Annotated in this window: 12 protein-coding genes, 1 pseudogene and 1 riboswitch; of the genes and pseudogenes, 4 read left to right on the forward strand and 9 right to left on the reverse strand. The window is 66.2% G+C overall.

Features of this window, described 5'->3' with window-relative positions; translation table 11 throughout:
- Positions 1 to 462 precede the first annotated feature (462 nt).
- From ASG77_RS06195 to ASG77_RS06205, 3 genes are all read left to right on the forward strand, one after another.
- On the forward strand, positions 463 to 1,203 hold the full coding sequence (locus tag ASG77_RS06195; protein ID WP_056342609.1) for a response regulator transcription factor: 741 nt from the start codon (positions 463 to 465) through the stop codon (positions 1,201 to 1,203).
- Positions 1,204 to 1,210: 7 nt separating this feature from the next.
- Positions 1,211 to 2,764 (forward strand): HAMP domain-containing sensor histidine kinase, encoded by a 1,554-nt coding sequence (locus ASG77_RS06200; RefSeq protein WP_056342612.1) that lies wholly within the window; start codon positions 1,211 to 1,213, stop codon positions 2,762 to 2,764.
- A 99-nt stretch (positions 2,765 to 2,863) separates the two neighbouring features.
- Positions 2,864 to 3,016: riboswitch (cyclic di-AMP (ydaO/yuaA leader) on the forward strand.
- A gap of 5 nt (positions 3,017 to 3,021) precedes the next feature.
- Positions 3,022 to 3,744 (forward strand): hypothetical protein, encoded by a 723-nt coding sequence (locus tag ASG77_RS06205; RefSeq protein WP_056342615.1) that lies wholly within the window; start codon positions 3,022 to 3,024, stop codon positions 3,742 to 3,744.
- 68 nt (positions 3,745 to 3,812) lie between these two features.
- Here the strand turns inward: ASG77_RS06205 and ASG77_RS06210 are convergent, their stop codons facing one another.
- The 4 genes from ASG77_RS06210 to ASG77_RS06225 all read right to left on the reverse strand — a co-directional run bounded on the left by ASG77_RS06210 (position 3,813) and on the right by ASG77_RS06225 (position 6,358).
- Positions 3,813 to 4,493, reverse strand: a complete 681-nt coding sequence (locus tag ASG77_RS06210; RefSeq protein ID WP_056342618.1) for an HAD-IA family hydrolase — start codon at positions 4,491 to 4,493, stop codon at positions 3,813 to 3,815.
- Positions 4,494 to 4,508: 15 nt separating this feature from the next.
- A complete protein-coding gene (locus ASG77_RS06215; RefSeq protein ID WP_056342621.1) occupies positions 4,509 to 4,883 on the reverse strand; it encodes a VOC family protein in 375 nt (124 codons plus the stop codon).
- 62 nt (positions 4,884 to 4,945) lie between these two features.
- Positions 4,946 to 5,581, reverse strand: coding sequence for a uracil phosphoribosyltransferase (gene upp / locus ASG77_RS06220; protein ID WP_056342624.1), 636 nt, complete (start codon positions 5,579 to 5,581; stop codon positions 4,946 to 4,948).
- Between the two features lie 42 nt (positions 5,582 to 5,623).
- Entirely contained in the window at positions 5,624 to 6,358 is a 735-nt protein-coding gene (locus ASG77_RS06225; RefSeq protein ID WP_156380192.1) for a phosphatase PAP2 family protein, read from the reverse strand.
- A gap of 83 nt (positions 6,359 to 6,441) precedes the next feature.
- Here ASG77_RS06225 and ASG77_RS06230 point away from each other — a divergent pair, with 83 nt between their 5' ends.
- Complete coding sequence (locus tag ASG77_RS06230; protein WP_056342627.1) at positions 6,442 to 6,948, forward strand: nucleoside deaminase; 507 nt, start codon at positions 6,442 to 6,444, stop codon at positions 6,946 to 6,948.
- A 46-nt stretch (positions 6,949 to 6,994) separates the two neighbouring features.
- Here ASG77_RS06230 and ASG77_RS06235 read toward each other — a convergent pair whose 3' ends face one another.
- From ASG77_RS06235 to ASG77_RS22465, 5 genes and pseudogenes are all read right to left on the reverse strand, one after another.
- The gene (locus ASG77_RS06235) at positions 6,995 to 8,248 is read right to left on the reverse strand and encodes a DNA glycosylase AlkZ-like family protein (protein ID WP_082575865.1); all 1,254 of its coding nucleotides are present in this window, start codon (positions 8,246 to 8,248) and stop codon (positions 6,995 to 6,997) included.
- Between the two features lie 3 nt (positions 8,249 to 8,251).
- On the reverse strand, positions 8,252 to 9,496 hold the full coding sequence (locus ASG77_RS06240) for a glycosyltransferase (RefSeq protein WP_082575866.1): 1,245 nt from the start codon (positions 9,494 to 9,496) through the stop codon (positions 8,252 to 8,254).
- A gap of 4 nt (positions 9,497 to 9,500) precedes the next feature.
- The gene (locus ASG77_RS06245; protein WP_056342630.1) at positions 9,501 to 9,896 is read right to left on the reverse strand and encodes a 6-pyruvoyl trahydropterin synthase family protein; all 396 of its coding nucleotides are present in this window, start codon (positions 9,894 to 9,896) and stop codon (positions 9,501 to 9,503) included.
- Positions 9,897 to 9,899: 3 nt separating this feature from the next.
- The gene (locus ASG77_RS06250; protein WP_056342633.1) at positions 9,900 to 10,931 is read right to left on the reverse strand and encodes a zinc-dependent alcohol dehydrogenase; all 1,032 of its coding nucleotides are present in this window, start codon (positions 10,929 to 10,931) and stop codon (positions 9,900 to 9,902) included.
- A gap of 117 nt (positions 10,932 to 11,048) precedes the next feature.
- Positions 11,049 to 11,457: pseudogene (locus tag ASG77_RS22465) on the reverse strand (HNH endonuclease signature motif containing protein); the annotation flags it as partial.

Raw genomic sequence — 11,457 nt, forward strand, 5'->3', positions numbered from 1 at the left:
TCGGCAGCAGCGGATGTGCTGGGCCAATATTCTGCGGCTGCAGGTGCTGTTGAGTTCTTGTTCACAATTGAAAGTGTGCAACGTAACAATGAAAACTTGCAAGTAACAATGGGTGCAACGTTCCGCATACTGAGACAAAATGCGGATTTGTGTTACAGATCACCATTCTGATTTGGCGGCAAAATAGGAGTTGTTGTCCGCCAAGGGGGCGCAAATGGCCATCTCCGGCGAACAATGTTCACCCTTTCGCCATACTAAGGCCTTGAAATTCACCGGCCAATGACTTGCCGAGATTCCCTGCCGGGTTTTGCCGCCTGTCCAGCGGGGAAGGCGGCCGCCTGCGGATTATCGGCGTCCCGCCCGGCCATCCAGATCGCCCATCCAGCTCGCTAGGCTGGGATTCACAGCCTGCGCACAGGAACCCCATAGCGCGGGCTAACCGAATGATCGGAGAGTTGTCCCATGGCCACTTCGCACTCCATGACCAACAACCTTCCGCAACTGACCCACCCGGACGGCTCCCCCATCCGCGCCCTGGTGGTTGACGACGAACCCAGCCTTTCCGAGCTCATGAGCATGGGGCTGCGCATGGCCGGCTGGTCCGTTGCCGTGGCTTCGGACGGCCCGGAGGCCGTCAAGCTTGCCAAGGAGTTCCGCCCGGACGTCCTGGTGCTGGACGTGATGCTGCCAGGGTTCGACGGCGTTGAGCTGCTGGGCAGGATCCGCGCCTTCGCGCCCGAGGTACCTGCGCTTTTCCTGACTGCCAAGGACGCCGTCCAGGACAGGATCTTAGGCCTGGCGGCCGGCGGGGACGACTACGTGACCAAGCCGTTCAGCATGGAAGAGGTCCTGCTGCGGCTGCACCGCCTGGTCCAGCGCTCCGGCGTTGCCGCGATGGACACTGCCGAACTTGTGGTGGGCAATCTTGTCCTCAACATCGACACCCGCGAAGTGACCCGTGCGGGCGATGCCCTCCAGCTCACGGCCACCCAGTTCGAACTGCTCCGGTACCTCATGGAGAACCCCAAACGCGTGATCAGCAAGGCCCAGATCCTGGACCGCGTCTGGAACTATGACTTCGGCGGCCAGGCCAACATTGTGGAGCTTTACATTTCCTATCTGCGCAAGAAGGTGGATGCAGTGCACCCGCCCATGATCCATACCGTGCGCGGCGCCGGCTACGTCATCAAGCCGGCCGAGTAGCAGCTCCATGTCCTCGCCGCGAGCAACCCCAGCACCAGCCCGGAGCTGGCTGAAACCGGACACCTGGCATCTGCGCACGCGCCTGATCCTGTTGGCCATGGCCCTGCTTGTGGCCATCTGCGGCGCGGTGGGGCTGTTCAGTTACGCGTCCATGGACTCGTTCCTCACCGGGCAGCTGGATGAACAGCTGAGCCAGGCCGCCAAACGCTCGAACGATCCGGGCCGCCCGCCCCTGGGCGGATTCAACGGCAGGCCGGACCCGCTTGACTCCCGCGGGCAGAGTGTCGGAACGCTGAATGCGCGGATCCTGAACGGCCAGATCCCCAGTGGCGGTTTCCTGGACTCGGACACCAGGCGCCTGGCCCTCGACGCCAAAGACAAGCAGACCCTGCTGGCGCTGACGCAGAACGGCCTTCCCGTGAACCGCTCGCTGTCCAACGGGGATTACCGGATTGTGGCCGTGGAAACCGGCTACGGCGATGTCCTTGTCACGGGCCTTCCGCTCGCCGCCAAGGAGAGCACGCTGGCATCGTTGGTGTGGACGTTTGTGTTCGTTTCCCTTGGCGGCCTGGCGCTGATCGGACTGGCAGGAACCGTGCTGATCCGGCGCACCATGAAGCCGCTGGAGCAGCTTTCCGAGGTTGCAACCCGGGTGGCCCGGCTCCCGCTGGACGCGGGCGAGGTGGCACTCGCGGTGCGCGTCCCGCCGTCGAACTCCAATCCCGGAACCGAAGTGGGCAGCGTAGGGCACGCCCTCAATCTGATGCTGGACAACGTCGCCAACGCACTCGAGGCGCGGCAGCGGAGCGAGACCAAGGTGCGCCAGTTTGTTGCCGACGCTTCCCATGAGCTGCGCACCCCGCTGACCGCCATCCGCGGGTACACGGAGCTGATGCGGATGACCGAGGACTTCACGCCTGACGGCCGGAAATCCCTGGCCCGGGTCCAAAGCCAGTCCGAACGCATGACCACCCTGGTGGAGGATCTGCTCCTGCTTGCCCGGCTCGATGAGGGCCAGCCCCTGAAGCTCAGCGAAGTAGACCTCACACAACTCGTGATCGAGACCGTCAGTGACGAGAAGGTCATCGCCCCGGACCACCGCTGGCGCCTTGAACTGCCTGACGAGCCGCTCGCCGTCACCGGTGATGCTTCGCAACTGCGTCAGGTGCTGGTCAACCTGCTCTCCAACGCGCGCAAGCACACGCCGCCCGGAACCACCGTGGTCACCGCTGTCACGAAGTCGGCCGACGGCAACGCGGCGGTGACGGTAACGGACGACGGCGGGGGCATCCCTGCGGAATTCGTTGACCACGTTTTCTCCCGGTTTGCCCGCGCAGACGCGGCGCGCAAGGGTACGGCGCCGGCCTCGGGCGCCGGGGCGTCCGAAGGCACCAGTGGCCTGGGCCTGTCCATTGTCCAGTCGATCATGGAGGCCCACGGCGGGAGCGTGGAAGTGACATCGCGGGCCGGACGGACCGAGTTCGCGTTACTCTTCCCTGCCGGCGCGCTGGCGCGACGCAGTGACGCCCGAGCCCAGCAAGGCGACACACCGCCGTCGTGATTCCCGTTACCAAAATGTGACTTAAGCGTCCAGCTCCTGTAGCGTCGATGACGTGTGGTTCCCGTTGGGCCGCATATCCGGATGACGCCAAGCTCTGCCGCTTCCCGGATTCCGTTTTCAGAGGCAGAGGCGGGGGACCCACCGTCCCGGGCACGAAGTGCCCTTTGGGGTTAAGCCAACACGTGATTGTGCCGTGTGGCCGGATGCCCTCATCCGAACCCGACAGCTAACTCCGCAGGTGTGAGAGGCGATCCATCATGTCTGAATTCAAGGTACAAACGCGCCCGCAGGGCGACACAAAGTCCCACAGCCACCGCAAGCAGACCCGCTTCGGTGCAGCTATGTCCCCATTGTCAAGGGCGGCACGGATTCCCTCCGTGGGCCAGCGCGTCGCGGTGTTCGCGACGGCGTGCGCCCTGCTGGTCGGCGTCAGCGCCGCAGCACACGCTTCCGAATCTGCGTCGCTTGCGGCCAGCGCCGACCAGGCCGCCGAACAGGCCAGCGCCCAGTCAAAGCTGAGCTTCGAGGCAGCCGAGATCCAGCCCCCGGCCTCCCCGGAAGCTGCGCCGGCCGAGATCAATGTCGCGCCCCAGGCCGCCGAACCGGCACCTGCCCCGGCCCCGGAGCCCGCTCCGGCCCCGGAACCTGCACCCGCGCCTGTTGTGGCCGTCAACGACCCCGCAGGAGCGCAGGCCTACGCTGCCGGCCAGCTGGCGACCTATGGCTGGTCCGCTGACCAGATGCAGTGCCTGCAGACGCTGTGGACCAAGGAATCCGAATGGACCACCACGGCCACCAACCCCAGCAGCGGCGCGTACGGCATCGTCCAGTCGCTGCCCGCAGAGAAAATGGCGAGCGCCGGCGCGGACTACGTCACCAACTACCGCACGCAGATCAACTGGGGCCTGAACTACATCCAGGAGCGCTACCAATCACCGTGCGGCGCGCTGAACTTCCACCTGTCGCACAACTGGTACTAGGCCGACTCCCCCGCGGCGCAGCGCTGGCCGCACGCCGCGCCGCGGATCACGAAAGTGTTCCGCCGGACTCAAAGCCGGAAAGAAATGAGCTGCCGTCCCGCGGCGTCCGTTTCCACGGAGGCGGTCACGGCACAGTAATCCGCGATATGCAGCACGCCTGCCGGCAGCTCGCCCGCATTGGGACCCACGGCCACCGTCCGAATACCGGCGGCAACGCCTGCCGCGATTCCGGCGGGCGCATCCTCGAACACCACGGCGTCATCCGGTTTCACGCCCAGCAGACCGGCGGCCATCAGATAGCCTTCCGGGTGCGGCTTGCCCCGCGTGACCAGGTCCGCCGTCACGGCCGTGGCGGGCATGGCCAGCCCAGCAGCGTCCATGCGGATGTCCGCCAGGGTCCTGTCCGCTGATGTCACCAGCGCCACTGCCTGGGCCGGGAGGCTGCAAAGCAGGCGGGCAGCTCCCGGCAACGCGATGATACCGGCAGTCCGCACCCGTTCCATCGCGCCGAGTTCCTCAGTGAGCGCCACGACGTCGGCCCCCTCCGGCGCGAACCGGCGTACGGTATCGGCAGCCTGGACGCCGTGCGAAGTGCGCAGTATTTCGGCGATGTCCAGGCCATACCGGGCCGCAAATTCTCCCCAGACCTCCTCCACTACTGCCGTGGAGTCCACCAGAGTGCCGTCCATATCGAAAAGGACGGCCCGGCAGGTCAGGGTTCGTGTGGCGGCAGGTGTGGGGATGTTCATGCCGCCTATTTTGCCTTAGGCGTCACGGCCCGGGATGTACTGCACCGCCCACTTGTTCCCGTCAGGATCCGCAAAATAGACGAAGTGCCCCCAAGCCTGGATGTCGATGTCGCTGACCTCCACACCGTTGCCCGTGAGGTGGTCGTGGGCAGCCTGGATGTCGCTGACCACCATCTGCAGGCTTGGGGCCGTACCCGGAGGGGCGTCATTGAGGCCCTCGCCAATACAAATGGAGCAGGCGGATCCCGGCGGGGTCAGCTGGACGAAGCGGATGCCATCCATGGGCCGCTCATCGAAATCCGGGTTGAATCCAACTTTGTTGACGTAGAAATCCTTGGCGCGGTCCACGTCGGATACGGGCACAAAAACGAGTTCAAGTTTCCAGTCCATGCGCCACAGGCTAACGGCGGCGGCAGGAATGCGGAAGACCTGAAATCCGAAGCAGCCCCGAATTAGCCGGCGATGCCGTACAGGCGATCTCCGGCGTCGCCTAGCCCGGGAACGATGTAGGACTTCTCGTCGAGCCGTTCGTCAATGGAGGCCAGCACGATGGTCACGTTCGCCTCGGCAAGTTCCTCTTCGAGCTTGGCCAGGCCTTCCGGCGCGGCCAGGAGGCAAATGCACGTGACGTCGGAGGCGCCGCGCTTGAACAGGAACTTGATGGCTTCGCGCAGGGTTCCGCCGGTGGCAAGCATGGGATCCAGAACAAAGATCTGCCGGTCCGTCAGGTCCTCCGGGAGCCGCTCAGCGTAGGTGATGATGTCCAGGGTTTCCTCATCGCGGGCCATGCCCAGGAAGCCCACTTCAGCGGTGGGGACCAGCTTGGTCATGCCCTCGAGCATGCCGAGCCCGGCGCGCAGGATGGGGACCACCAGGGGCGTGGGCTTGGTGAAAGCGGTGCCCACTGTGGTGCTGACCGGCGTCTCGATGGTGACCGGCTGGGTGCGGACCTCACGGGTGGCTTCGTAGGCCAGGAGGGTCACCAGCTCTTCCGTCAGCTGCCGGAAGACCGGTGACGGAGTGTTCTTGTCCCGCAGGACGGTGAGCTTATGGGCGACCAGCGGGTGGTCCACAACGAGAGTGCGCATGCGTCAAAACTATCACCCGCGCGGGCAGCGTCCGGCCGGGAATCAGCTCGACGGATCGTCCCGCAGGGCGGGGTGTTCGAACGTGGGTGCCGGGCCGGCGTGCTCCCGTTTCCGCAGCACGTGGAACAGCCGGTGCGCCAGGATCACCATGCCCACCCAGGCAAGGCCAAGGAACCAGCCAGCCATCACATCCGTCAGCCAGTGGTGGCCCAGGAACACCCGGCTCAGGCCCATCGCGATGATGAAGATCACCCCGGCGGTGATGGAAGTGATGCGCGCCCACAGCATTTCGAACTGGAGGCACATAACGTACACCAGGACACCGATCACCACCGTCGTGTTCAGGGTGTGGCCGCTGGGGAACGACGGCGAAGTCTCGTACGGCGGGACCGCTTCGGAGTGGTCCGGGCGGGTGCGGCCCACCAGCCGCTTGCCCACCGTTGTTGCCAGTGTGGAGACGGCCGCGGCGCCGCCCACCAGGATGATGGGCCGCCAAGTCCGGCTCAGGAACGTGAGCCAGGCCGTAAGGATGCTTGCCAGGATGGGCATGCCGACGCCCCCGCCGATATTCGTGAAGGCCGTTACCCCGGCATCCAGTGCGGGGTTCCGCAAGCCCTGGGACAGCTCCAGCGCGGGCAGGTCCAGGGCGGCCAGTCCCTCTTCGTCCACCACGTTGTTGTAGACCTCGGCACCCAGGAGCGCCATGGTGACCACCAAGGCACCACCCACCAGCAGCGTGGTCCACAATGCGGCATACGGTTTGAACCATTGGCTCAGACGGTCTCTGTATGTGTCCACGGTGCCCTCCCTGGCGTCAGTGCTCTGCAAGGCCGGATATCCTTCGAAACTATCATTGAGCCATGGTCCCCGCAGAAAAGAACCACCTCGAATGGATGGGTCTTGCCCTCGACGAAGCCCGGCGCGCGCTTGCCACCGAGGACGTGCCCATCGGCGCGGTCGTCATTGGGCCCGACGGCTCCGTACTGGGTTCCGGACGGAACCAGCGGGAGGAGTTGGGAGACCCCACTGCCCACGCTGAGGTGGTGGCCATCCGCCAGGCGGCGGACCGGTTGCGTGGCTTGTCCAAGCTCGACGGCGGCACAGGGGACGGCTGGCGGCTGGCGGACTGCACGCTCGTGGTGACTCTGGAGCCTTGCGCCATGTGCGCCGGCGCGGTGGTGCTTGCCAGGATCCCCCGCGTGGTCTTCGGCGCCTGGGATGAGAAAGCCGGAGCGGCGGGCTCGGTGTTCGATGTCCTCCGCGAGCGCCGGCTCAACCACTGGGTTGAGGTGTACGGCGGGGTGAGGGAAGAGGAGTGCGGTGCGGTTCTCAGGGACTTCTTCGCAGCGCACCGCAGCGGGCTGTAACGCGCCGCACGCCGTCTCCAACTCTCTCACCCCGCCTGTACGAGTCTCAGCCGGCTGCATCCAGGGCGGCGATCCTGTCCTGGCGGGAGGCCGGTGAGTCCAGGCTGAAGGAGCGGAAGTCGCCCAGTTCGTCCCGGATCCAGCCCTCTACCTCGGTGATGCGCCGGGATACTGCGGGTGTGGCCCCGTCAAAGAGCCAATAGGCAATCCGTGATTTCCCGGGATCGTATTGCCACAGCCCGATGATCCGGCCGCGGTCGAAGATGGGATGATCCGGCAGGTCAGCCTGCAACGCCAACGTGTCCCCCAGGACCTGCTTACCCTTGTCCTGCTCGGCAAACAGATCCCCCGAGTTCCTGCGGAGCAGAACCAACGAATCCGTGCCGGCCAGCAGCTGAATCTGTTCCTCCGCCGGCGCCTCGAACAACGCAAGCCGCCCGACGTCGTCGGGCATCATCCACAGCACTTCACCGTTGGCGGTGGGAACCTCCACCGCCCCAGTGGCGGCCAACGCCGCCCTGGTGTGGGCCAGGGTGAACCCGGTGAACCATTGCGACTGCTTAACCGTGGCACCGCCAGTCCAGCCGAGATAGCGCTGCAGCAGGAGGCTGCGGGCGGCGTCGTCGTCCATGGCGGTGGGCGGCAGCCCCCACAGTGTGTAGGCGTAGCGCTGCTGATCCAGCCGGCCGTTGGCGGGCACGCGCCGTATCCGGCCGTCCGCCTGGAGGAGGCCCAGGGCCGTGGGCAACGTGGTGGCCGCGCCCTTCTTTTTGCCCTCCTCGCCGAGGTTCCGGATCGAATCGCCCAGGAGATCCTTGAGCTGTTTGGGGTCCAGCGGGTTGCCGGCCTCGGCCAGGGCGTGGAGGATCTCCTCCTCCAGCAGCGTGATCTCGCCGCGCTCGACGCCCATTCTTGCCAGCACACGGAACGGCGCCACCGCGGCGTCCCGGCCGATCTGGAGGCCCCACGCAAAATCATCCTGTCCCAGCACATAGGTGCAGCCGCGGGCGGTGGGCAGCTCATGGATTTTCAGCGACAGGACGTCGGCATCCGCCTGCGCGCGGCTGGTGCCGGCGCGGGCAAAGAGCGTGAGGTACGGGTTGGCGCCGCCGACGGAACGGGCCCAGCCCGCTCTGCTAAACACGTCGGCGGCATCCGCGCCCTGGAGTGTGCCGTCGAGGCCCTGCTTGTGCCAGGCCCATGCCCTGAGGAGCTCCGGAGTGAGCGCCTTCGGATCCGGGGCATCTTGGCTCACGGCTTGTGGGATCAATACGGCGGTGGAGGTCGGGAGCGTGGTCATGGCTTATTGTCCACCGGCCGTACGCGCAGCGGTAGGCGCTTCTTCAGGAGGCGTTGCTTCGGAACGCGATTCTTGCGCAGGCACGCCGAGGATCTCCAGGACGTTCCGGGCGGTGGAGTCCCAGCCGGGCAGCTGTTCCCGTGCCGCCAGGGCAGCGGCACGCCAGCCGGCTCGGAGGGATCCGTCCAGCAGCCACTGCCGGATCACGGCAGCCAGCACGTCCGCGTGGTGGTCTTCAGGTCCGCTGCCACGAAGTACGTCGCCTTCGGGTCCGGCGAGTCCGACGGCGGCACCTGGCACCGCGTACGTCCCGCCATCACGCACACCACCACGCTCTCCGTCCGGTCTTCCCGCGAGCCTGCCGGCAAGTCTCCCGGCGAGTCTTCCGGCGAGGCCCAACGCGTCCACGGCACCGGTTCCCTCCCGCACAATGACAGGGATGCCGTGGGCCAGCGATTCCGTCACCACAAGCCCAAACGCTTCGGCCCGCGACACAAGAAGGCTCAGGTCCGTCCGGCTCCACTCGTCCGCCAGCGCGGTCCCGGCCAGCTGGCCGGTCACGCGCACCCTGCCCTCCATTCCAGAGGAGGCAATGGCTTCCTGGACGTGTGCCGCATAGGCGGGGTCGGCGTCGTCCGTTCCCACCAGCGACGCTGTCCAGGCGAGGTCCCGGAGCCTGGCCAGCGCGGCCACAGTCAGCAACTGGTCCTTGTTGGGCAGCAGCGCGGCCACCGCAATGATGTGGGGCGGGGCCGATCCAGACGCCACCGGGGCAGGGTCCGTCCCGGGCAGGGCAACCGGGCTGGCGGGGAGCCCGTGCTTTTCTGCCGCCGAGGCCGCTGCGGACGAACTGGTGCAGATCACGCCGGCGGCCGCCCGCAGTGCCCGCCCTTCGCCGTCGGGATGGCTGGGCGACGGCATGTGCTGCAGGACCCAGGTGTGCTGTCCGGCGGCCGCGGCGTATTCCAGTTCGTCGGGGGCACCGCACGCGATCAGCCCATCCACGAGAGTGACGGTTTGTGGGGTAGTGTCCGTCCGCGGCTGATCCGCCGTCCCTGGGCCCGAGGCGCCCAGCAGGTCCCCGAGCCGTCGTCGTTCTCTGGCGCTGGCCTCGGGCCAGGAACCATCCACCGCCAGAATCTCCACGGCAACGCCCAGCGTTCTCAGTTCTTCGGTGAGCCGCGTGTTGTAGACGTTGCCGCCGGAGTTGTGGCGGATATTGGCGGGAATCAGGAACCTGACCAACATGGGATCAGGCGGACGGGTCGTAGGCGTAGGTTGCCCAGGCGTCCGGATTCTCGCGCAGGGTGACGTCGATCCCCGCGAGCTCGCGGCCGTCGTTATCGTCCTTGAGCCTGGCTGCGACGGCGTGGGCGATGAATTCCGCCAGCGCCTCGGTGGTGCTGAGCTTGCCTTCGAAGTCCGGGTGCTCGTCCAGGTTTTTGTAGTTGAGGCCGGACAACACGTCCTCAAGGATGCCGCCGGCGGCCCCGATGTCCAGGACGATCGAGTCCTGGTTCAGCGCACGACGGCGGAACGTCACCTCTGCCACGAACGTTGCCCCATGGAGGGCCTGGGCCGGGCCAAATGCCTCCCGCGGGAGGCTGTGGGCGATCATAAAATGGCGCCGGACGGTCATGCTGAACACGGGCTACTTCCTGTCGTTGGGGTCGGCTTCTGCGGGGCTGTCGGTGTTGGGGTATTCGATCACATGGCACAGGGCTTCGAGCGTTCCGTCGGCCAGGTGCTGGACGACTGTGGGCAGGTCCGTGAACGGAGAGGCCCCGGTGAGGAAGGCGTCGAAGACCGGGTCCTTGAGGAGCTCAACAGCCAATTCCAGCCGCTCGGCCGTCGTCCGGCGGTGCCGCCGTGCCCGGGCAACCACTCCCACCTGGCTGGCCCGGATGGAGAGCCGGCGTGCGTGAAAGTCCTCACCCAGCGGCAGTGTGACCTTGCGGTTGGCGTACCAGGACAGCTCGATGATCTCCCCCTCATCCCCGGCCAGCTGCAGGCTGCGTGCGAGGCCTTCCTGGGACGCGGAGCAGTGGAACACAATGTCGCAGTCAGGTTTGGCATCGTCAGGGTGGGCGAAGTCCACGCCGAGTTTGTCCGCCAGGTGCTGACGTCCCGGGTCCAGATCCACGAGCTGGAGGCGGGCAAGCGGGAAAGTCCGCAGCAGCGTCGCCAACATCCCGCCGACCAGGCCTGCACCGACGACGGCGATCCGGTCCCCGAGCCTCGGTCCGGCTTCCCAGAGTGCGTTGACGGCGGTTTCCACGGTGCCCGTGAGGACGGCGCGGCGGGCCGGGACGCCGTCGGGAATCCTGGTGAGGGCGTCAGTGGAAATAACGTAGCGGTCCTGGTGGGGGTTGAGGCAGAAGACCTTCTGGCCTGCCCATCCTTCGGGCCCCTCCTCCACAACGCCCACCGAGAGATAACCGAACTTCACGGGCGACGGGAAGTGGCCTTCCTGGTGCGGCGCGCGCATCTCCTCGGCCACGCGGAGCGGGACGGAGCCTTTGTGCACCACAATTTCCGTGCCCTTGCTGATGCCTGAATACAGCGTACGGACCAGAGCTTCGCCGGGCCCGGGAGCGGGCAGTGCCTCGTTGCGGAGCTCGCCGTGTTCCGGGCCCGTGGTCCAGTATGCGGTCGCCTGCGCTTCTTTGCGTGACTTGGTCATCTTGCTTATGAATCTAGTCCGCGGGGGCTCTCCGCGACACCCACCCGGCACGAACGGACACTTGGAGCCCTTGGAATCGTGGCCATAACTGTCCGTTGGCGCTACTGGCATTGGAGGTCAGACATTGCTGTGGGCAGTGAGGGAAAAGTCCCAGTTCGGGTAGGGGTCTTCGGGCAGCGGACCGTCGGGAAGGGCGTCGTCCGAGAACAGGGCATAGTCGGGCGGTTCATTGTCGGGCAGCCGAAGGTCAGCACCATGAAGTTCCGGAAAGGCATCGCCCTCCACGGGTCCGCCCGGAATTTCGTCTTCGGGCACTTCCTGATCTGCATGGGGCGCCAGCGCTGACCATTGGCCCGGCTGTTGTTGTGGCCACTTTGGTGGTTCCCAGTCGGGGTGTTCGCTGGTGTAGTGCCGTCCGGACGGTGATATCCAGCCGGGTGGTTCGTTCTTGGTGGCCGAAGTTGGTGTCCAGCCGCTGGTGTGTTTGAGTCTGTGGTGGCGTGGGCACGGCTGGCCGAGGTTTGAG

This window comes from Arthrobacter sp. Soil762, assembly GCF_001428335.1.
In the GTDB taxonomy this organism is placed as follows: domain Bacteria; phylum Actinomycetota; class Actinomycetes; order Actinomycetales; family Micrococcaceae; genus Arthrobacter.